Source organism: Microcoleus sp. F4-D5, from assembly GCF_036704885.1.
GTDB lineage: Bacteria > Cyanobacteriota > Cyanobacteriia > Cyanobacteriales > Microcoleaceae > Microcoleus.
The window spans coordinates 1-20,313 of record NZ_JAUBSX010000014.1 but is presented as its reverse complement, the minus strand read 5'-3'; the positions used below and the strand labels follow the sequence as shown (position 1 = coordinate 20,313).

Annotated in this window: 19 protein-coding genes and 1 pseudogene; 9 read left to right on the top strand and 11 right to left on the bottom strand. The window is 45.3% G+C overall.

The window, feature by feature from the left end:
• The first annotated feature begins 63 nt into the window (after positions 1 to 63).
• Positions 64 to 945 (top strand): Cof-type HAD-IIB family hydrolase, encoded by an 882-nt coding sequence (locus QUA80_RS09235; protein WP_333423464.1) that lies wholly within the window; start codon positions 64 to 66, stop codon positions 943 to 945.
• Between the two features lie 565 nt (positions 946 to 1,510).
• On the opposite strand, the gene QUA80_RS09230 is transcribed toward QUA80_RS09235, so the two are convergent.
• The 4 genes from QUA80_RS09230 to QUA80_RS09215 form a co-directional block, all read right to left on the bottom strand.
• Positions 1,511 to 2,401, bottom strand: a complete 891-nt coding sequence (locus tag QUA80_RS09230; protein WP_333423462.1) for an alpha/beta fold hydrolase — start codon at positions 2,399 to 2,401, stop codon at positions 1,511 to 1,513.
• A gap of 173 nt (positions 2,402 to 2,574) precedes the next feature.
• The gene (locus QUA80_RS09225) at positions 2,575 to 4,602 is read right to left on the bottom strand and encodes an adenylate/guanylate cyclase domain-containing protein (RefSeq protein WP_333423460.1); all 2,028 of its coding nucleotides are present in this window, start codon (positions 4,600 to 4,602) and stop codon (positions 2,575 to 2,577) included.
• The gene (locus tag QUA80_RS09220) at positions 4,550 to 9,286 is read right to left on the bottom strand and encodes a response regulator (protein ID WP_333423458.1); all 4,737 of its coding nucleotides are present in this window, start codon (positions 9,284 to 9,286) and stop codon (positions 4,550 to 4,552) included. Before QUA80_RS09220 ends, QUA80_RS09225 begins: the two co-directional genes overlap by 53 nt.
• Positions 9,287 to 9,963: 677 nt before the next feature.
• A complete protein-coding gene (locus tag QUA80_RS09215) occupies positions 9,964 to 10,473 on the bottom strand; it encodes a hypothetical protein (protein ID WP_333423456.1) in 510 nt (169 codons plus the stop codon).
• Positions 10,474 to 10,550: 77 nt separating this feature from the next.
• On the opposite strand from QUA80_RS09215, the gene QUA80_RS09210 reads away from it, so the two are divergent.
• Positions 10,551 to 11,468 carry a histone deacetylase gene (locus QUA80_RS09210; protein ID WP_333423454.1) on the top strand — a complete coding sequence of 306 codons (918 nt, stop codon included), beginning with the start codon at positions 10,551 to 10,553 and terminating at the stop codon, positions 11,466 to 11,468.
• A 312-nt stretch (positions 11,469 to 11,780) separates the two neighbouring features.
• Here the strand turns inward: QUA80_RS09210 and QUA80_RS09205 are convergent, their stop codons facing one another.
• Positions 11,781 to 12,023: a hypothetical protein gene (locus tag QUA80_RS09205; protein WP_333423452.1), complete on the bottom strand. Its 243-nt coding sequence runs from the start codon at positions 12,021 to 12,023 to the stop codon at positions 11,781 to 11,783.
• An 847-nt stretch (positions 12,024 to 12,870) separates the two neighbouring features.
• On the opposite strand from QUA80_RS09205, the gene QUA80_RS09200 reads away from it, so the two are divergent.
• From QUA80_RS09200 to QUA80_RS09180, 5 genes are all read left to right on the top strand, one after another.
• Positions 12,871 to 13,089 (top strand): hypothetical protein, encoded by a 219-nt coding sequence (locus QUA80_RS09200; RefSeq protein ID WP_333423450.1) that lies wholly within the window; start codon positions 12,871 to 12,873, stop codon positions 13,087 to 13,089.
• Between the two features lie 115 nt (positions 13,090 to 13,204).
• The gene (locus tag QUA80_RS09195; RefSeq protein ID WP_333423448.1) at positions 13,205 to 13,633 is read left to right on the top strand and encodes a hypothetical protein; all 429 of its coding nucleotides are present in this window, start codon (positions 13,205 to 13,207) and stop codon (positions 13,631 to 13,633) included.
• A 269-nt stretch (positions 13,634 to 13,902) separates the two neighbouring features.
• Positions 13,903 to 14,913 (top strand): glycosyltransferase family 2 protein, encoded by a 1,011-nt coding sequence (locus tag QUA80_RS09190; RefSeq protein ID WP_333423446.1) that lies wholly within the window; start codon positions 13,903 to 13,905, stop codon positions 14,911 to 14,913.
• Positions 14,914 to 15,110: 197 nt separating this feature from the next.
• Positions 15,111 to 15,692, top strand: coding sequence for a serine acetyltransferase (locus QUA80_RS09185; protein WP_333423444.1), 582 nt, complete (start codon positions 15,111 to 15,113; stop codon positions 15,690 to 15,692).
• 29 nt (positions 15,693 to 15,721) lie between these two features.
• The gene (locus QUA80_RS09180) at positions 15,722 to 16,735 is read left to right on the top strand and encodes a glycosyltransferase (protein WP_333423598.1); all 1,014 of its coding nucleotides are present in this window, start codon (positions 15,722 to 15,724) and stop codon (positions 16,733 to 16,735) included.
• Positions 16,736 to 16,976: 241 nt separating this feature from the next.
• Here QUA80_RS09180 and QUA80_RS09175 read toward each other — a convergent pair whose 3' ends face one another.
• The 3 genes from QUA80_RS09175 to QUA80_RS09165 form a co-directional block, all read right to left on the bottom strand.
• Positions 16,977 to 17,357 carry a hypothetical protein gene (locus tag QUA80_RS09175; RefSeq protein WP_333423442.1) on the bottom strand — a complete coding sequence of 127 codons (381 nt, stop codon included), beginning with the start codon at positions 17,355 to 17,357 and terminating at the stop codon, positions 16,977 to 16,979.
• A gap of 175 nt (positions 17,358 to 17,532) precedes the next feature.
• Positions 17,533 to 17,706 (bottom strand): hypothetical protein, encoded by a 174-nt coding sequence (locus tag QUA80_RS09170; RefSeq protein ID WP_333423440.1) that lies wholly within the window; start codon positions 17,704 to 17,706, stop codon positions 17,533 to 17,535.
• A gap of 356 nt (positions 17,707 to 18,062) precedes the next feature.
• Entirely contained in the window at positions 18,063 to 18,497 is a 435-nt protein-coding gene (locus QUA80_RS09165) for a hypothetical protein (protein WP_333423438.1), read from the bottom strand.
• Here QUA80_RS09165 and QUA80_RS33755 point away from each other — a divergent pair.
• A pseudogene (locus tag QUA80_RS33755) lies at positions 18,472 to 18,621 on the top strand (hypothetical protein); the annotation flags it as partial. The gene QUA80_RS09165 and the pseudogene QUA80_RS33755 overlap by 26 nt on opposite strands.
• Before the next feature lie 520 nt (positions 18,622 to 19,141).
• Here the strand turns inward: QUA80_RS33755 and QUA80_RS09160 are convergent.
• From QUA80_RS09160 to QUA80_RS09150, 3 genes are read right to left on the bottom strand one after another with little or no spacing between them, the layout of a single operon-like run.
• On the bottom strand, positions 19,142 to 19,327 hold the full coding sequence (locus QUA80_RS09160) for a hypothetical protein (RefSeq protein ID WP_333423436.1): 186 nt from the start codon (positions 19,325 to 19,327) through the stop codon (positions 19,142 to 19,144).
• Between the two features lie 2 nt (positions 19,328 to 19,329).
• Positions 19,330 to 19,551 carry a hypothetical protein gene (locus QUA80_RS09155; protein WP_333423434.1) on the bottom strand — a complete coding sequence of 74 codons (222 nt, stop codon included), beginning with the start codon at positions 19,549 to 19,551 and terminating at the stop codon, positions 19,330 to 19,332.
• 13 nt (positions 19,552 to 19,564) lie between these two features.
• On the bottom strand, positions 19,565 to 19,876 hold the full coding sequence (locus tag QUA80_RS09150) for a hypothetical protein (RefSeq protein WP_333423432.1): 312 nt from the start codon (positions 19,874 to 19,876) through the stop codon (positions 19,565 to 19,567).
• A 60-nt stretch (positions 19,877 to 19,936) separates the two neighbouring features.
• Here QUA80_RS09150 and QUA80_RS09145 point away from each other — a divergent pair, with 60 nt between their 5' ends.
• Positions 19,937 to 20,239, top strand: coding sequence for a transposase family protein (locus QUA80_RS09145; RefSeq protein WP_333423430.1), 303 nt, complete (start codon positions 19,937 to 19,939; stop codon positions 20,237 to 20,239).
• The last annotated feature ends 74 nt before the right edge of the window (positions 20,240 to 20,313 follow it).

The following is a 20,313-nucleotide window of genomic DNA, read 5'->3' as shown; positions in this document are numbered from 1 at the left end:
TATCGCGCCAGTGCCAAAATAAACTGGTGCGTGCAACTCAACAGCTAAAATCTAAAAACAATCATGCAGAACATAACTGCCTCAAATCCAGCTAAGGCGACCGATCGCGCTTTTGGCACCGCAGACATTCAATTGCTGGTAGTGGATATAGACGGCACGATCGCAGGTTTGTCAAATACCATCCGAGAACCCGTCAAGCAGGCAATTTTGGCGGCCTCGTCGCGGGGAGTGAAAGTGGCCGTCGCTACGGGCAGGATGTACCGCTCAGCTTTGCGTTTTCACCGCGACATCGGTTCCACTTTGCCGCTGATTTGCTACCAGGGCGCCTGGATTCAAGATCGGGCTACTCAAAAGCGGCTGCGGCACTTGCCGCTGTCGAAACAAACTGCTCTGCAACTGTTAGATTATTTTGAAGAAGCGCATTTGCGATCGCTCCTTTCGATCCATTTCTACATTGACGACCAACTTTACGTGCCCGAAATTACTGCAGCTACCCGAATTTATGCCGAACGAGCGGGCATTGAACCAAATGTGATTGAGGATTTGCGGCGAGATATTCCGGGGGAACCGACGAAAGTTTTGGCTTTGTGCCAGAATCCGGGGGTACTCGACGGCTTGCTCAGCAGTATGAGGAAGCGCTACACGCCTGCGGAGCTTTATTTGACTCGATCTGTTGCTACTTTTTTTGAAGTTACGCATCCTTTGGCAAACAAGGGAGATGCCGTGCAGTATTTAGCGGAGGAACTTTTGGGTTTGCAGGCGGCGAATGTGATGGCGATCGGCGACAATTTTAACGATCTAGAAATGATTGCCTACGCGGGTGTGGGCGTGGCGATGGGCAATGCTCCTGATGCGGTGAAGGCTGCTGCTGATTGGGTGGCACCGGATGTTGAGGAAGACGGGGTGGCGGCTGCGATCGAACAATTTGTTTTGAGCGATCGTTAATATTTTTACACCAATACCGCAGGGGCGGGTTTGCCGGCATTTGAAAAAATCTCGATCGACCCGCCCCGACCCAGCGACAATCTTGAAGTTATTATATAACTGTGTAGTTTTGAGTTCTATGCAATCAAGTTTTGATTGTAAAAAAATCCAGACTTTCTGATGTGTTGAGATTAAGTCCAGTTAATTACTGTGTTTGCAATGCAACATCGGAATATTTATTTAACGAATCGCGAAGACGCTAAGAACGCCAAGGAAGAAATCAAGAAAGCGGGGCGGGCTTAAAGATATTCTTGATGTCAATTTATAGATAATTTCAAACTCTTGAAAATGGGTTCCAACAGAAAGAGCACCGACGACTGGCCGTGTTTCGTCTCGGTGCTCTTACTGGTTCGCTCCTCACACGTCCATCAATATAGCTGACTAGGACAAGCGTGTCAATACTTTTTATAAAAATTGTTTTTTGAGTCGGCAGCAGCCTGGGTGGCGGTGCGGTGGAGCGAGGCAGAACCTTTGCAATGTAAGAGTTTTGATGGATCGCCCAAGGGTTGGAGCGAGCAGAAAAATTTTACTTCAATTCCAGCAGCCAGTCCAAAATCAGAGCGTTGACTTCACTCGGCCGCTCGTCGTGGGGACAGTGGCCCGTGTTGGGAATTGACACAAATTTCACTGGTTTACCGTTGGCGGCCAATTGTTGATAAATTTGGCTGCCGGCGATTGGCGTCCAGGGGTCGTCTGCGCCCCAAAGTACCAATAACGGACGATCGACTTTGGGCAGCAGTTCTGACGGTTGGGGGCCTGCTGGGGCCGTGAGAATCGACGCAAACACCTGTTGAGCTCCGGGATCGCAGGAGGGGGCGTGGAGGAGTTCTACGAGTTCGTCGGTGATGGCTTCGGGGTTTCTGTAGACTTGGCGCAGGGTGTTGCGGATGCGGTGTTTTTGGCGGATGTTGTTGAAGACAAACGGGCCGATCAGGGGCGATCGAACTAATTTAGTAAAAGTCGCCATCACTACTCGCAGCGGGAAATTCAGTTCGTCGGGCCGGTGGTTGAGCCCGCCGGCACAGTTGATTAAGACTGCGCCTGCTGATATTTCTGGATGGTTGGCGACTACCATCAAACTCAGCAAAGCGCCGATCGAATTCCCGACAAATACAGCCGGTTCCTGTACCAGATCAGCCCAGAAATCTGTCAGCAATTCTTCCCACAGTTCCAGAGTGTAATCGAGGGCCGGTTTGGCGGAAGCGCCGAATCCCAGCAAGTCCACAGCAAATACGCGATAACCGCCTGCCGCGAGTGCGGGGATATTTTGCCGCCAATGTCCGATCGAAGCCCCAAATCCGTGAATCAAGATCAGAGGGCGACCGGTTCCTTGGACGGTATATTGGATTTTGTGACCTTTCCAAGTCCAAATTAGCTTTTCAAAACTCGTTGCAGATACTAGCTGTTGTGCTGTCACGACTCTTAATGTAAATTTTCGTTAACTTATTTCATCATACTAGCACAATCCCTCTCTCGGCGGCGTCGGAGCAACGCCCCACAAGAACATTCAACTCTTGATAAGGGTGCGAGATATCAGGTTAAATAAATAAACATACTTCCTTCTTCCTTCAAAATCCCAATTTCCAAATTTTACTTGTTTTGTAGCAACCAATAAGTCATCATATCCCCCTTACCTTTTACTGGAATCACGCCTCGCTTCTCAAACAGATACTTATTTTTCAAAAGCTTATAAGTAACATCAGTAACTTGAATGCTGCCTGCAAAACCCGTAGCTTCCATCCTCGCTGCTACATTCACCGTATCTCCCCACAAATCATAGGTGAACTTGCTCACACCAATTACTCCCGCAACTACCGGCCCGGAATTGATGCCGACGCGAATTGCCAGTTTTTCCCCTGTCTCGGCGGACAATTTTGCTATTTTTGCCTGCATTCCCAGGGCCATTTGGGCGATCGCCTCGGCGTGGTCATCTCTGGGCGTCGGCAATCCCCCAACTACCATGTAAGCATCGCCAATAGTCTTTATTTTCTCCACACCGTACTTTTCAGCTAACTGGTCGAAGTGGGAAAAAATCACGTTCAAGCGCTTTACCAACTCAGTGGGAGACATTCTCGCCGAGAGCTCAGTAAAGCCAACAATATCTGCAAATAGAACACTTACTTCGGCAAAACTGTCAGCAATTGTAGTTTGCTCCGCCTTCAAGCGTTCGGCTATTGGTTTAGGTAAAATATTTAACAGCAACTTCTCGCTTTGTTCTTGTTGAACTTTTAGCGCTTCTTGCGCTAATTTCCGCTCTGTAATGTCAGAAACAGTACCCTCATAGTAGAGTAGCTCACCTTTTGAATCTCGAACAGCCCGAACATTTTCTGACACCCAAATCCGACGCCCATCTTTGCGATATACCATAGATTCAAAGCCCAAAACAGCATTTTCAGCCTCCATAGCAGCCACGAATTCGAGGCGGCGTTCCGGGTTAACGTACAGTTGCTGAGAAATATTTTTAATGCAGGACATCAGTTCTTCTGGCGAGTCATAACCGTACAATTTTGCCAAGGCTGGATTAGCGCTGATATAGCCTCCTAAAGGCGTGCTTTGAAAAATGCCTTCCATCGCATTTTCTACAATACTGTGATATCTTTCTTCAGCAATACGCAGCAATTCTTCTGCTTGTTTGCGCTGAATTAAAGAACCTAATTGAGTGCCGACAGCATTAAAAACGTCTATAAATTGCGCGTCTTTACGGCAAGATGAAATTTTAAAGAAAACTAGCACTGCTAATACTTCATCGCCTACCAAAATCGGTATCCCAAAACCCGCTTTGAATCCGAGTTCTAGTGCTATTTTACTTCTGAGAAAATGCGGGTAGCCCCGGGAAATATCTTCTACCCATTCCGGTTGCTTGGATGTCCAAACTCGTCCCGGCAGCCCTATATTCCTGGCAAATGTCAGTTGTTCGCTTTGGCGGCGGAACGATTCCATGCTGGGGTTGCTAGCATACCAGCCCCGGGCAGATTGCAGGACAGTTCCTTCTGCATCGGGAATCCAAGCTTCTCCTACATCCCATCCGATTGTTTCGCCAACTTGGTGCAGAATTACTTCTAAAGCTGAGTGGAAATCTACAGCTTCGCCGATCGCCCGCGTAGTTTCCAGCAAAAACCGGATTGATTCTTCAGCCCGCTGCCGTTCTGCGATTTCTTCCTGCAATCTAGAATTGCGATCGTGCAGTTCTCTAGCTTGCTGTTGCAGTTTCGATTGCAGCGAACGAAGGGAAAGTTGGTTTTCGACGCGGGCCAAGACTTCTTCTACTTGAAACGGCTTAGTAATATAATCTACTCCTCCTACTTGAAAAGCTTTAACTTTTTCCAGCACGTCATCTAGCGCGCTAATAAAAATTATCGGAATATCTTTAGTTTTTTCACTTAACTTTAAATTCTCACAAACTTCATACCCGTTCATTTTCGGCATATTAATATCTAGTAAAATTAGATCCGGAGGAGATATTTGCGCCCCTTGCAGAGCCAGTTGTCCGTTAATAGCTTTCCTGACTTGATAGCCGTAAGCTGTCAGCATAGTGGCTAACAGCCGCAAGTTGTCCGGCATATCATCAACAATCAGAATGTCTCTCGGAGTTGCTGGTAATGGATGGTCGTTCATCATAATATAATTGAGTTAAATCGATAATGATATCTATCCGAAAATTATCGACTAAATCTGTTAAAGTCTTAGCGAGATTTGCCTCAGTTTCGGGAATTTCCTCGATCAGTTCGAGGATACGCTTGTCGTCAACGCAAAGTGCTGCTCGGTACAATTCTACCACCCAGTCTGTGGGCATTACACTCAAATCCTCGGTAGTCAAACTTTGGAGCAGTGTCGGTGCTGAAAAAGAAGTAGATGAGTTTTCTTCCTGATAAATATAACGCACGTTCAGATGATCCGCTATCTTTTTAAAGAGTATATCTTCCCGAAATGGTTTACAAATCAAATCGTTACAACCAGCAGACAAAATCATCTGCCGCTGCTCGTCAAAGGCACTGGCAGTCAGAGCAATAATTATTGTTTGTTGACCTTCTGGAGTTTGCTTGATCTGTCTTGTCGCTTCGTACCCGTCCATCACTGGCATTAGCATATCCATTAAGATCAGGTGCGGCTTCCAAGTTGAATGCAAAGCAATTCCTTCTTGACCGTTAGTTGCTTCGCGGACTTCAAATCCCAGCGGTACGAGGAGCTGAACCAGCAGTTGGCGATTTTCCGCTACATCTTCAACTATTAATATCCGATAAGTTTGTTGCCCCGCTTCTAAACCAATAACTTGTTTGACCGCTGTTTTTTCTTGTTCGTCGCTTTCTGTTGCTAAGTTAACCTGGATATTAAAGGTGAAAGTTGTGCCTCGATCGAGTTGACTTTTAACAGCAATATCACCTCCCATAATCCGGACAAACTGTTGACTGATCGGCAATCCGAGACCAGTTCCCTGCATTGATTTCAGACCGGTTTCGGTTTGAACGAAGGGCTTGAATAATGTGGAAATTTCCGACGGAGAAATGCCGGGGCCTGTGTCGATAATTTCAAAATATAATTGGGAGTTTTTTTCGACGACTGTGGTGTTCTTTTCTACTTGGCTGCTGACACGTAAAGTAACTGTTCCTTTTTGAGTGAATTTAATGGCATTCCCGAGTAGGTTAATTAAAACTTGCCGCAATTTAGCTTCGTCTGTTTGAATATAAAGCGGCAAATCGCCAGTAGGTTCAAAGATTAGGTGCAAGCCTTTTGAGTTGGCTTTTAGTTGCAGCATTTCTTTGAGGCTGTTGAGAAGGTTGTATAGGTTGAAGCGGCTTTTATTGAGGGTAATTTGACCTGCTTCTATTTTAGACATGGACAAAACATCATTGATGAGATCGAGCAAATGTTCGCCGCTGCGGTTGATAATTTTTATGTATTCTTTTTGTTCTTCTGTTATGGAACTGTTGCGAGCCATTACTTGGGAAAAACCGAGTATCGCGTTGAGAGGCGTGCGGAGTTCGTGGCTCATGGAAGCGAGAAATTGACTTTTGGCGCGGTTAGCAACTTCGGCGTTTTCTTTGGCTTTAATCAGTTCCATTGACTGCCTTTGAGTCCGGGCGAACAATTCGGCTTGCTGCAATGCTACTCCTAGCTGAGTGCCTACATCAACTGCAACGTTGATTTCAGATTCGCTCCACTGGCGGGGAGCTGAATTTTGATAGGATGCTAGTAGCCCCCAGAGCTTTTTGCCGCAGAAGATTGGCACAATAATGTAGGACTTAGCTTGAAATTTTTCTAGCAATTCGATGTAACAATTATCAAAGCCTTGCTTGTAAATGTCTGGAACACAAAGGTAAGTTATACCTCGGCTGTAGGCTCCGCCTTGGGTTTCTTGCAAATAGGTATCGTGGACTTCTTGTGAAGTGCTATATAACTTTTGGACGACGCAAACTTCGCTATCTAAAGTGTCTTCAGTAAGCTTAGAATCGCTCTCTTGTGATTGGATGAAAGAAACCCACTTGCGGTCAAGGGATTCGGCTACAAATTCGCCGCTCCAGTCTGGATTGAAACGGTAAATGGCGACTCGATCGCACTTCATGGTTTCGCGCAATTCTCGGGTTGTGGCGTGAAAAATTTCTCGGATATCTAAAGTCTGCCGCATTCTTTCAATGATGCGGGCGATCGCTCTTTGTCGTAAAGCACTTTCTTGCAGTTCGGTTTCTGCTTGCTTGCGTTCGGTAATATCTAGAGCCATTAAAGCAATGCCGATCGCTGTACCGTTATCATCAATTAGCTGAGTATTGTACCACTCGCAGATGATAATTCTGCCGTCTTTGGTCAGATTTTTGGAAGTGACGCTGGATTTGGCGTTCCAGCCGTGATTGAAAATCTCAGATACTTGCTCGTGGTAGCTTTCAGGTACGATCAAATCGGAGGCGACTCTCCCTTTCGCTTCTTGCTCACTGTAGCCAAAAATAGCAACGGCCGCGGGATTCCAAGTGATAATTTCTAAATTGAGGTTTAACTCGATAACTGCGATCGGTGTTTGCTGCAATAAAAATGAGATTCTTTGCTGCGATGCTAGCAGTTTCTCTTCGGCTAATTTGCGGTCTGTGATGTCATTAGCGGTGCCGAGAACTTGTTTGGGTTTACCATCACTTGTTCTGAGAAATACTGTATCCCAACTGTGCATCCAGCGCCATTCACCGTTTTTGTGCCTCATCCGGTATTGACATTCAATGACATCGCCGTCTTTGGCTCGCTCCACTTTTTGGACGCTTTGAAAATACTCCGGCAAATCGTCCGGGTTGAGCAGCGTTGGCGTCATTTCTGTGCCCATATCTTGTATTTCTTGGGCGCTGTACCCTAGTATGGCCGCAATTTGTCGGTTGCTGTAGACATTGCGCTGTTCAATTAAATCGTAAACGTACAATAGGTTAGGATTGGAATCGGCGATCGCCTGAATGAAGTGCTGGCTTTCTCGGAGTGCAGATTCTGTTTGTTTGCGGTCGCTAATATCTCGCGCTACGATAATCACTGATTCTGGAGAAAGCGGAGAAACTTTAGCGTCGAGGCAAACTTCGCGATCTCCAACTGTAAAGCTATATTCAACATTGATACTTTGCTTCGTTTTCAGAACTTGTTGGATGGCATTTAATACCAAATCTGCCACAGGTTCCGGCAAGACTTCGTGAGCAGTTCTGTTAATCATTTCGCTTGGAGGTTTCACCAAATTTGCCGTTGCTGTCGGGGCGATTTTGATGCAGCGCCCTTCTGCATTTCTCACTAAAACTGTGTCAGTCATGGCGGCAAAAATAGCCCGTAATTCTGCTTCAGATTCTTGCAGAGCTTGCTCAGCGCAGATGCGGGTGCGAATTTCTGCTTGCAGCAGTTTATTTTGCCGATCGAGCTGCACCAGCCGGTTTTTTTCTCGATCGATCAGTTTAGCTTGAGCGATCGCAATTCCTACTTGAGCCGCCACAGCTTCTAACAAGTCGATTTCATCGCACGTCCATTCCCGGTAGCGATCGCACTGGTGCAAGCAGATAGCGCCGTTTGCCCTGCCTTGGTAGGAAGTGCGAATTGCCAGCATCGATTTCAACCCAACCTTGTGGCAAAGTGGTTGAACAGCTTGCAAAAGAGGGTCTGAATAAACATTGTTGGAGGCGATCGCCAGATCTTGTATCATCATTTGTACGACGTGAGGATTGCCCCAAATTGGAATGGGTACGTTCCGAATAGATTCGCACTCGGGTTCGCGATACTCGGCCGCCAGAGGTATATCGACTTGGGGGGTAGTAACGTAAGTATGAATCAAACAGCGATTGACGCAGAATGCCAAACCGATTTGAGTTGCAGCTATTTGAAATATTTGTTCTGGCTGCAAGCTCGATCGAATTTCTTGAGTTATTTTTGCAATCAGCAGTTCTCGCTGCACTTGCCGTTCTAAAGCAGCCTTAGCTCCTATCATTTCTATTTCTGCTTGCTTGCGATCGCTGATATCAAAAAGTACGCCATACCAAACAATATCGCCATTATTGCGCATTTCTGGTCGAGAATTAGATTGCAGCCATTTGAGTTTCCCCGACGGTGTAACAATCCGCCATTCAAAGGCAAAAGGTTCTAAAGTTTTAGCGCTAATAGCAATTTGTTTTACCAGATAGTGTTGGTCATCCGGATGATTTTGATCGAAGCACAACTCAGGACTTTTCAAAATATCCTCACTCTCTAATTCGTAAATATCCCGACAAGCATAACTAATATATTCAAATTGAAAGCTCCCCTCTGAACTCTTCACAAATTGATAAATAACTCCTGGTATATTTAGCGCTAATTTTTGCAACTGCTCTTTGCTTTCCCGGAGTGCTTTTTCTGTCTGCTTGCGAAATTCTACCTCTCGTTGCAGTTGGGTATTCTGCTGTTTTAATTGTTTCGATAGCTGTTGGATAGTCAATTGACTTTCGATACGCACTAAAACTTCTTCTACTTGAAAAGGTTTAGTAATGTAGTCAACACCACCGACTTCAAAAGCTCTGACTTTGTGAAAAGTTTCATTAAAGATGCTTAAGAAAATTACCGGAATTTCCCGAGTCTTTTTGTTAGCTTTCAGTCTTTCACAGACTTCGTAGCCGTTCATTTTGGGCATGGCAATATCTAGCAAAATCAAATCGGGGAGAACAGTAAACTTAGCATTTACCGCCATTTCTCCCGAAATTGCCCGCTGAACCTTATACCCTTCTTTCGTCAAGATATTTGATAGAAACCGGAGGTGGTTGGGCTGGTTATCAATAATTAAAATGTGAATATTTTCTTTTTCGATCACCATCTTTTGTATTGCCATTCTCAATTTTCTAGTGTTAGCAGCGATCAATGGTTTAATAAATCTAGCACTTGTATTCCAGCAAAACTTATTCATCCAACTTTTTTAACTTACGCAAAAAGAGGATTAATTTAAGGTATTAGCTCGCGAATAACGCACCTTCTATTCATTTTTTTTTGATGCTTATCTTAAGTTAGCAACTCAAATTAACCGCTGTTAGCCATATTTTATGACTGTAAAAAATCCCCGGATTTGCTGTAAAAATTAAGTTTGCCAAAAAATATCATGACTTAGGCAATCCCGACCAAAGAAACCGGATTTTTTACCTCTGTTCCAAGGCTGCGACGAAGTATTTTCGTACAACCCGGTTGATGCACCCGAGACAGTTTTGTGCTTGACTTTAGCATTAAAAGTCCCAGGAGGATAACGCAAGCTTCTTGACATTCTGCTGCTACCTTCAAAGGGTTTTAGCAGAAATATGCACCTGGACGCGCCCCAAGGCGAATAAACTGGGCTTTGGCTGCGATCGACCACCGAGTTGTTTACTGTTGCCCCGGGCTGCAACGCATCTTTTCGTGAAAAAAATCTGGTTTTGACGCACCCGCGCATAAGTCTTAATATCTTTATAGGTAACTAAGAGTATAGATCGCTCATCCCGCACCCAAAGCCTGCCGTCTCAACTCTTTTTGCAGTATTTTCTAACCCAGCAATTCCTTAAGCTTAGCAATATTTTCATTGCTGAAGTTAATTTTAATTTCTAGTTCTTGGTCAGCCTCCCACAGCAGAAGAATATTATCTTCTCCTAAGGCGATTTCTGGATTGTTTAATTCAAGTGTTTGATATTTGACGTTGACACTTCCTATGCGAATTACAAGTTCCGATTCTAACTGAGGATAGATGTACAAGTGCTGTTGCAAGTTGTCTAGTTCTAATTTTTGAACAGTGTTGTGACGTTGGACAGGAGAACCGCGTTTGTACCAATAGAGAGTATCCTCACGAATTTGGGGATTGACTATCACAAATGTTTCGTCAAAACGCTGGGGGGGCCAGTGAATTTCGCTCAGACCGCCGATTTGCGGAATCAGTCGCTCTACCCAGCTAATTTCTTTGCCGTTGAGGTTTCCCCACCACTGACTGATATTATCGAGATTGTCAGCATTTTCGGGGTCGGTGCTGCCGGACTGCCAGACTGTTTTTAGTTGTTGCATATACAGGTTCTCCAGCGACTTTAAATTTGAAATTGCAGGCTTTCAATGGAAGATTCATTTGTTATACAATAATTTTAATGGACTTACCAATTATCTACCACGAAAATTACGTTGCACCCCTGCCGCCGGATCACCGCTTCCCGATGGCAAAGTTCCGGATGCTTTACCAGATGCTGCTGGCGGACGGGGTAGCAGATAAATCGCAATTTCACGCTCCCGAACTTCCCCCTCAAGAATGGATTGAATTAGTCCACGACCAACACTACGTTCAAGCTTACTGCAACGGCACGCTTGAGAACAAAGCTCTGAGGCGAGTTGGTCTGCCTTGGAGTTTGGCCCTGGCTAACCGCACTTGCACTGCTGTTGCAGGGACGGTACTAACTGCAAAGCTCGCCTTAGAGTGCGGTTTGGCTTGCAATACAGCAGGCGGAACTCATCATGCCTTCCCTGCTTTTGGGTCTGGTTTTTGTATTTTTAATGATTTGGCGATCGCCTCCCGCGTCCTCCAACAATTGGGTTTAGTTCGCAAAGTTTTAATTGTCGATTTAGATGTACATCAAGGAGACGGAACCGCAGTAATTTTCCAAGATGACAGCAGCGTTTTTACTTTCTCGATGCACTGCGAAGTCAATTTTCCCGGCACTAAACAAAAGGGCGATTTAGATGTATCTTTACCTGTCGGCATGGAGGACGACGAATATTTACAAACATTGGATAATTTTTTACCAGATTTGCTTTCAAATGTCAAGCCTGATTTAGTTTTGTACGATGCCGGAGTAGACCCTCATCACGGCGACAAACTGGGAAAATTAGCTTTAACTGATACGGGGTTATTTCGCCGGGAAATGCAAGTTTTGATGGCGTGTTTGGCTGGTGGCTATCCCGTTGCCTGCGTGATTGGCGGTGGCTATTCCGACGATATGAATGCGTTAGTTTACCGGCATTCGCTGCTGCACCGAGCCGCAAGTCAAGCCTACAGGCAATATAAACTTTAAGATTTGTAAATTACGACAAAAATCTAGATAAATTTAGTTAGTATCAGTTTCCTAAAGTCGTTCTACAGATATGGTTTCTAAAATAAATTGACATCCCGTTAAAGAAGCAATGACTTCCAACGTCTACTTTTTTAACTCTTTTTGCAGCGTAGCTCTCAACTCTTCTATTTGTTCAAATCTCAACCATTTCAATTGTTATTTTATCTGCCCCAGAGTTTGGCTATTGGGTTTACTTCCGGGCTGTAGGCAAGTTGAAACAATAAAATCACATTAAGAGAGGTAATCAGATTTAAAGAGTTATGAAAACCGACATTATCTACTTGTTTTATATGTAAATCCAGAGAGAGGATACTTACTGACAAATAGCTCTACTAATTTCTCAAACCAAACTGTATCTAGATGTGTAAAATCGTAAAAAAATCCCTCTCCTGTTAGCGGCTCTAGTGCGACATATAACCACAAATAAATAAAATTAACTTGCACTTTTTCTTGCGGTCTTCTTCCGATACCAGCTAACTTGCTTATTTGAATTGTATGCAACCATTTCACTTTCATTTTTACTACAAAATCGCACTTGTTTCCACTGTTTTAAAAAAGCTCTCACTCTTGCTCATACTGCTTTTAATTAGAGATGACAGTTTTTTTTAAATTCTTCTACTGCCCGCAACTTTTCTGTTTTTCACTCAGGGGATGCGGGACTTTGAATTTTCCTCCATCGCCTATATGTTGCCCGCTTATGTACTGTCCGATATGCCACTTTTACTTCACAGCAGCTTGTCAACCATTGATGTACTTCTTTGTAGCTACTGAATCCTTCTGGCTCTTGCAATTGATTTGATAATCTCTCTACAATTTCAGGATTCATTATTCTTAGTCTTCGTGAACGGGGTTTCTGAAATAATAATTCTTCTATTCCCCCCGCAAGGGTAGCTAGACAACCATTTTTGTATTGTGCTACGATGCTTCCCGCGCGCTGCACAGCAGCCGATAATACGGTTTTTACCGTTTGGGTCTTGAGCCAATACAGGACTTGCAGTTTTTCGTGGCGAGTCGCATCTTTCTCTTTCCTCAGAAGAGCTTTCAGTTCTGATTCTGTTTCCCGAATTTCAATTTTGGCACAGGACTGACATTTTTATTCCTTATATTTCGGTACTAATTCACAAAAAGGACACCTAGTAACTTTAGCACTCTTTTAGGAAATTGGTATAATACCACATAAATGAACGGCAGACAGCGCGAGCGGTCGCACAAATTTTGGAGCCAGACAATTTATAGTTCATTATAGACGAGCGTTTAATCAATAAATATGATGTCACGTATGCAAGTTAATTCAAACAACTCAGAACAACTAGGAAAAACACAGGATTTATAATTTATAGAACATATTACCAAGCGTTATTTGATGGTGATTAATGTCAGCTCCACCTGCGATGAAAAAGGTGACAGGTATCTCGAACCGATGCGGGCAAAAGACCTAACGGAACACTTCAGATATCTTAAAAACTTCACCTTAGCAAGTCCCTGCCAACAAGAAACAGCCCCAGGAAATGCAATTGTCGTCACCCGCGAACCATCGTTTTCTAACGTTGAATTCATCGACCTTCCCTCCCCAAACAGCTAGGCCGAGGCAATATTGACGCTGCCTGCGACAGTTGCTAAACTTTGGGGTGCGATCGGCAAAGCAGATTATTGTACATAGTTGCGTAGCAGGCTGGCCCATTCCTATGGGGTGATTAGTGACACCAATAGCCCTGATTCAGGGAAAATTTTACGTACTCGTAGTCGAGTCCGCACCGTGGTGTCTGGAACCAGGCACAACCATAAAAATAAAAGACAGAATCATCGCTTACGTATCGGAAATAGTGAATCGCTGGTGCGTAAATAATGCCGGTCTGACTATATTCACACAATCGGAATACCAGCAGAGTTTACTGACAAAGCGACAAGCACGAGGTCACGTTATCCACGCTTCTTCACGGACTGGGCGCATCCACAACCATAAAACTGGTGTAATAGTTAATTCTAACGACCCTGTAGCCTTAGCAGGTTCGATCGAATGGTCGGGGCAAAACTTGCCTCAGCTTCAAAGTATGGGCAAGGCATCTCTCCTGCAGGCTCACAGTATGACGCACCAAGAAATGCACCGCCAACGGTGGCAGCTTTGATTGAAGATGTTGCAGTCATCCAAAGTTTGAATTTAGCTCGTGGCTTTGGGGAGTGCAACTTTCAATTTGAGTTGTTGTCTCTTGCTCTCGGAGCCTTTCGTGGCCGGGTGTTCGACTCCGGGCTGAGAGTTTTGATGCGAAACTTCACAATCTACTGCACGTCCCTTTACAGGTGCTAAAGTAGGAGGCGGAGCTAAAAATAGCGATCGCCCTAGACTTGTCAAAAACCACAAGCTGAGCTAAAAAAGTTTATAAAGAGTATTGCCCTTATGTCGAATGCAAGTGCGTCTAGTCAGCCGTACTCCTTACTCGTAGTCATTGTTAATTACAGGACGCCCCGCCTGACAATCGACTGCTTGCACTCTTTAGTCGGCGAAATTAGATCGCTCCCAAATACCCGCGTTGCAATTGCCGACAACGCTTCAGGCGATACCTCAGTCGCAGACATTGCCTCCGCCATCGCCGCAGAAGGCTGGAGCGAATGGGCATCCTTCGTGCCCCTAGACCGCAACGGCGGCTTCGCCTTCGGCAACAATGCCTTGATCCGTCCCGTACTGCAATCGGCCAATCCTCCCCCTTACTTCCTGCTGCTCAACCCAGACACTGTAGTTCGCCCCGGCGCATTGAAAGCTCTTGTCGATTTCATGGACTCTCATCCCGAAGCAGGAATCGCCGGCAGCCGTTTAGAGAACCCCGACGGCACGCCCCAAGAGTCAGCTTTTCGGTTTCACAACATTTTGACCGAACTCGATTTCGGCTGGCGTCTTGGCCCTGTGTCGAAGTTATTGAAAAACAGGGTCGCCGTCCCTCCGATTTCTCAAGAAATCTGCCAAACTGATTGGGTGGCTGGAGCCAGCATGATCGTCCGCCGCGAAGTATTTGAACAGGTTGGCTTGATGGATGAAGCTTATTTCATGTACTGCGAAGAAATGGACTTTTGCCTGCAAGCAAACAAAGCTGGCTGGAGTTGCTGGTATGTACCTGAAAGTCGCGTTGTCCACTTAGTCGGTCAAAGCTCGGGCGTCACCGACACCAAAGCCGCCCGCAAGCGAATGCCCCAGTATTGGTTTGATTCCCGGCGCCGCTACTTTATCAAAAACTATGGCTTTCTCTACGCCGCCTTAACCGATCTGTGCTGGGCTTCGGGTTTTGCTGCGTTCCGGGTGCGCCGCGCCGTACAAGGCAAGCCAGACAACGACCCGCCAAACTACCTCCAGGATTTCTTGCTCAATAGTGTATTTTTCAAAGGAGGTTCGATAGAAGAATCGAAAAATTTTTAAAGTATTTTTGCAAACAAGTATCAGCTCGCTCAAATGTGTTAAATATGGCCAGTCAATCATTCCCTGAGAAAGCAAAAAGCTTGGTATTCCTCATAAAATAAACTCGGTGCATCCGACAACATTGAAAATCTCAAAAACAGCAGATTATTGTTGTATCAACAAACAGCTAAAATCAGATAGAGTGTTGAGTAAAGCTTATGGTAACTCAGACGGACTTAATAAGTGAAAATCAAGTAGAAGCTCCTGCACTAGGATTGTGGCAACAGATTCAAGAAGATTGGATCGCTCACGGTCGCGATTGGACGAAGCCGGGATTTAGGGCGGTAGCTGTTCAGCGCTTTGGTGTATGGAGAATGCAAGTTGAACCGAAATTACTTCGCGCTCCTTTGAGCATTCTTTACCGATCGCTATACCGAAAAGTTCGCAACACCTACGGCATAGATTTGCCTTACACTGTAAAGCTCGGTCGCCGCGTGGTGATCGAACATCAAGGTGCTATTATTATTCACGGATATTGCACGATCGGCGACGACTGCATTATCCGCCAAGGCGTAACCCTGGGAAATCGCTACTTGGACAAGCCGCTAGAATCTCCTCAATTGGGCGATCGGGTTAACGTCGGCGCTGGTGCAAAAATCCTCGGAAAAGTAAACCTGGGAGACGACGTAAATATCGGAGCAAACGCCGTAGTTTTATCAGACATTCCTGCCGGTCAAACGGCCGTTGGCATTCCGGCGAAGATGATTGCAACCAAACAAATTCAAGACAAAAATACTTAAATTATTAGATAGCATTGATTATGTCTCAATTGCACAAAGTTGGATTGGTGGCGATCGGACGCAATGAAGGCGATCGCCTCCGGGCGTGCTTGCTATCAGCGAAGGTCCAAGTAGTTCTGGTGGTTTATGTCGATTCTGGCTCAACAGACGGTAGCTTGGAATTAGCCCGATCGAGCGGAGCCGATACAGTAGAACTAGACTTATCTATACCGTTTACCGCAGCACGCGCCAGAAACGAAGGCTTTGCCCGCTTGCTGGAACTAGCGCCAGACATCGAATTTGTCCAATTTGTGGACGGTGACTGCGAAGTAGTTGATGGATGGATCGATCGAGCCTACAGCGAACTCGCAGCCAAACCCGACTTAGCAGCAGTATGCGGGCGGAGGCGCGAACGATACCCCAAAGCAACCATTTACAACCAATTGTGCGACATCGAGTGGGATACCCCCATCGGCGAAACCAAAGCCTGCGGTGGCGACTCCATGATGCGCGCCACAGCTTTTCAGCAAGTCGAAGGTTTCAATCCCGCACTAATAGCCGGCGAAGAACCCGAACTGTGCTTGCGACTTCGCCAAAAAGGTTGGAAAATTCTTCGCTTAGACGCAGAAATGACCCTGCACGACGCGCAAATGACCAGTTTTGTTCAGTGGTGGAAGCGGGCTCAAAGAGCGGGTTACGCCTACGCCGAAGGTTCCTGGATGCACGGCAGCGAACCAGAGCGCCATTGGGTCAAAGAAACGCGCAGCACTTGGTTTTGGGGCTTAGTCTTGCCAGCCTTAGCCTTGGCAATAACATGGCCGACAAAAGGCTGGAGCTTGTTACTATTGAGTGGCTACCCCTTAGCAACCTATCGCACCTATAACTATTATATAAAGCATCGGCATCTCACAACTAAAGACGCAGCCATCTACGCTTTGTCATGTGTATTAGCCAAATTTCCCCAGCTACAAGGTCAAATCCAGTTTCACCAGCGCCGATTGCTGGGGCAGCAGAGCAAGCTGATCGAATACAAAACCACCAACTCTATTAATTCAGCCAGCTAGAATTACAGTTAACCTCCCAGAAACTCCACCCCTGAGTAGCAAACAAAGGAGCGAGCGAAAATTAAAAGTTTTACTAATTGTAGAACAGTGAAATCCTGAGTGGGCATCTTCAGGGGGCGACAATGAGGCTATAATGGTTGCCCTATAAGCTTTATACGGAACTTCCCCCGTATGCGGGGGAGTTCCGTAACCAGCCCCTGATACTGCGGGCAATTGGGCGATCGCCTGAGATTTTACATGACTACAAAGTGAGCGCGACCCCCAGTAAATCTAACGCTCTTTGTTGCAAGGCGCTAGGCGTCGTCAGCTTATCAAAACTAACTGAAACCCCCGTTAATTTCGGCTGCACTCGATTTTTACAAATCGTCGATAAATTCGTCAGTAATGTCCGAAAACTTTGAACCGTCCAACCTTCTTGGGTACGTTTGGTGGCAGCTTTCCGTGTAGCCGGAGTGTCAGATTTAATCGGGACAACCACAGAATCCTCGGAGTCGGGTTCTAACCACTCCTCATCAAAGAATAACAAGGGTGCTAACCTTTGACGCATCTGCCATTCCACATAATAAGCTAACAAACATAAAAATACGTGCGCTCGAACTCGATCGGCTTGCGCGGTGATCAATCGGACGCAGCTTCAAATCAATAGTTTTATAACAGCGAAATGCTTGTTCGACCTGAGACAGACTTTTGTAAGCCTTTACTGTTGAGGAATCACCTAATACCGACTCAAGGACTGAAGTGCGAATCACATAGATGCCATCTAAATTCGCTTCCGCTTGAATTTTTTGGTGGTGGCGTTAGTAGCTGAAGCTGTTGTCGGTAATCTTCAACTCAAAATGCTTTGCAACCTGATAGCGATTGATGACTTTTCCCACCCTCACCCCAATTTTTTCACCTCCCCGAAGCGGACGATTAGAGCGAGTTGTGGCGGTGACAATTTTGTCTAACTCTTTCTGAGTTGCTTGTAGCAAAGCTTCTCTTGTTTCGCTGGGGGGGTGACAAAGATAGCTAGGAACTAGACCGGATGAGAGTTGCGGCCCTCATCCCCCGTTGATAAAAACAGCGTTTCTGAGGGGTTAATGCCATTAACTCTTGAACTTCTGCAACGTATTTGTCCAGATATATAACCCATTGTTGGCTATCTAGACCACTGCCCCATGTACTCCGGCGAGGATACTTTCTTTTTGACTCTTTAGGGCGAACAATATACTCTTTAGCTGGTTTCTTTTTGAGAGTTGTACCTTGTATGACAGCACTACTATAGGCGATCGCTATCAACAGAATCAGCGCTATAAGGCGTTTGCCTTTTAAACCAGTTCCCTCTAAATCATAGCCTCCAATGAGTGAAATCTCGGAACATTTCTTCAAGGCCCATCCGCTTTTTATATTCTGCGAACGCGTCGGACAGATTGCCCAGATTTGTCAGGATAAACCAACCTTCCTTAACTGACACCCCCCGATATTTCCTTTTCCATTTACCAGCCACATCAAACCCTGCTATTGGTTGAGTTTTTCGGACTTTGATACTTGGAAAATAGAGAGAAATTCCGAGAACTAATCCTACTTTTTTTAAGGATTGCCATTTTTGAGGCTCTGTTTCGATACAATGAGAGCATTTAAGCCTCAAACAAAAATGCAAGTTCTCTGTCCTGAGCCAGTTAGCCAGATCGACTGAGCAAAATTCTCGAGCTCCTAGAACCACTACTTGATAATTTTTTAAGAGTGGCAAAACTTGGGCAATCGCGTCCATTTGCTCTGTCACGTTACTACTTCCTAATTTGGGCAACAAAGTCCAAAATAAGGGAATGGCTCTTTGCTCCCACACCAGGCTTACCATCAGTATGTTGATAACACCCCCGAAACGTGCGATCGATCACAATTGTTAACCTTTGCCCTGCTTGACAATAGGTAGTTAACCAATAAGTAATCAGAGGATACCAAAGAAGGTTGAGTGTTAATTGGGGTAGCTCCAAAAATCTTTGTAATTTCCTACGCCGACTTTCGATCGTAATCGGGTGTGGAAACATTCGGGCTAACCGTTCCAACTTAACTTGCCTTTCTGATTGCAGGACATGGAGCAAGAGACCTAATATTAAAAACTGAGTCCGAGTTAACTGTTGCTGGAGATGCGTCTGATAAAATTGAGGGAGCATATTTTTTGATAGGTCATGGGTAACTTTCGTCTGACCTATCTTTTTTTATCACAAGTTGGTCAACGCCTCACCTGCTCTGAGTTCTGACGGGGTTGTCACCCCGTCAGCTTGTTTCGGCTCTCTCTTGGGCTAAAAACGGGTTGTGACAGGCGATTAACCTTTCTCCTGGATCATCTGGCGATTGAATCGACGCTAAATCTTTCTCGTCAAACAGTGACAGTTGTATCGCTTCTTGTTCTACCAATTCTCTGATTTACGGTGCTCTTAATTCTGTAATCGAGTCTAAACCTTTAACCCCCTTGAGTTCTTCTTCAATACGAGCGCTGGTTAATACACCTCGAACGCCCACTAATATTACCTGTTGAATGCCAAATCGATGACGCACTTTTTCCAGGAGTGGACTTAAGGTTGAAGCATCATTGATGTTGCCTTCAAACACTTCTACGGCGATGGGACATCCGGCGGCGTTACAGAGTAAACCAAAGATAATTTGTAATTTTCCTTTCTTTTTGTCCCGCGAATAGCCGTATTGAGCCAGGGGACAGGTGGTTCCCTCAAAATAAGTGGAAGTGACATCTCCTGAGAATTAAACGGAACTTCACTAAGATGTTTGGCCGCTAAATTTTGTTCGATTTTCTCTTGTCGTTCGCCCAGCCAATCCATTGCTTCATACAGCTCATCGGAGTCTGCGTCTTCGACTCCTAAAATTTCTCAAGCGAGTGCTGCTGAGTGTATCTGTGGATAGCCCGCGTGCAGTGGCTAATTTGGAGCTTGGGTCGATAATTCTGGCAACTATCATCGCGGTAACTAAATCTCGTTGGCGACTTGAACGATTGTCAATCAGTGATTCGAGTCCGAGATTTTTGAGCGTTCCCAACACTGCCGCGACATGACCGTGAGGTAGGGAACGTTGGATGTCAAAGGCGGATTCTAAACTTTGAATAGCTGTGCCGCCTTTGAGTAAAACTCGCAGTCCTTCAATAGACATCTCAAAAATAGTAACATTATGTGGTAAAAGAACATAAGAGACCTTTTTTTACACAGAAAAATGAGCGACATCCTGAATCATATTGAAGAAAATCATAAAGAAACACAGCGATTAATTGGTCTGGCCTATGAAGAGTTACAACAATTGCTCCAAAATGCCGAACGATTACATCATGAAAAACAAGCTTTACTAGAAGCAAAGAAAGTGAGAATTATTGCGGGTGGAGGAGGTCGAAAACCGAAACTATCTCTTCCCGAACAAATAATTTTAACCTTGGTCTATCTGAGGCATATGACAACATTTCAACTTCTGGGCATCCAGTTTGGAGTAAGTGAGTCTACAGCTAATGATACATTTAACTAGGGCTTGCTGAATAAGTGCTGAAAGGTTCACCATCTGAGGGTTTCGATCGCGATCGCACGGGTGGTAAGTGCAAC

What these genes read in the sequence shown, in the direction of transcription:
- QUA80_RS09185 (WP_333423444.1), top strand. Translation starts at nt 15,111, where the DNA reads ATGGTAACTCAGACGGACTTAATAAGTGAAAATCAAGTAGAAGCTCCT.
- QUA80_RS09155 (WP_333423434.1), bottom strand. Translation starts at nt 19,551, where the DNA reads ATGGATTGGCTGGGCGAACGACAAGAGAAAATCGAACAAAATTTAGCG.
- QUA80_RS09225 (WP_333423460.1), bottom strand. Translation starts at nt 4,602, where the DNA reads ATGATGAACGACCATCCATTACCAGCAACTCCGAGAGACATTCTGATT.
- QUA80_RS09145 (WP_333423430.1), top strand. Translation starts at nt 19,937, where the DNA reads ATGAGCGACATCCTGAATCATATTGAAGAAAATCATAAAGAAACACAG.
- QUA80_RS09200 (WP_333423450.1), top strand. Translation starts at nt 12,871, where the DNA reads ATGGTGATTAATGTCAGCTCCACCTGCGATGAAAAAGGTGACAGGTAT.
- QUA80_RS09150 (WP_333423432.1), bottom strand. Translation starts at nt 19,876, where the DNA reads ATGTCTATTGAAGGACTGCGAGTTTTACTCAAAGGCGGCACAGCTATT.
- QUA80_RS09220 (WP_333423458.1), bottom strand. Translation starts at nt 9,286, where the DNA reads ATGGCAATACAAAAGATGGTGATCGAAAAAGAAAATATTCACATTTTA.
- QUA80_RS09205 (WP_333423452.1), bottom strand. Translation starts at nt 12,023, where the DNA reads ATGAAAGTGAAATGGTTGCATACAATTCAAATAAGCAAGTTAGCTGGT.
- QUA80_RS09215 (WP_333423456.1), bottom strand. Translation starts at nt 10,473, where the DNA reads ATGCAACAACTAAAAACAGTCTGGCAGTCCGGCAGCACCGACCCCGAA.
- QUA80_RS09210 (WP_333423454.1), top strand. Translation starts at nt 10,551, where the DNA reads ATGGACTTACCAATTATCTACCACGAAAATTACGTTGCACCCCTGCCG.
- QUA80_RS09190 (WP_333423446.1), top strand. Translation starts at nt 13,903, where the DNA reads ATGTCGAATGCAAGTGCGTCTAGTCAGCCGTACTCCTTACTCGTAGTC.
- QUA80_RS09235 (WP_333423464.1), top strand. Translation starts at nt 64, where the DNA reads ATGCAGAACATAACTGCCTCAAATCCAGCTAAGGCGACCGATCGCGCT.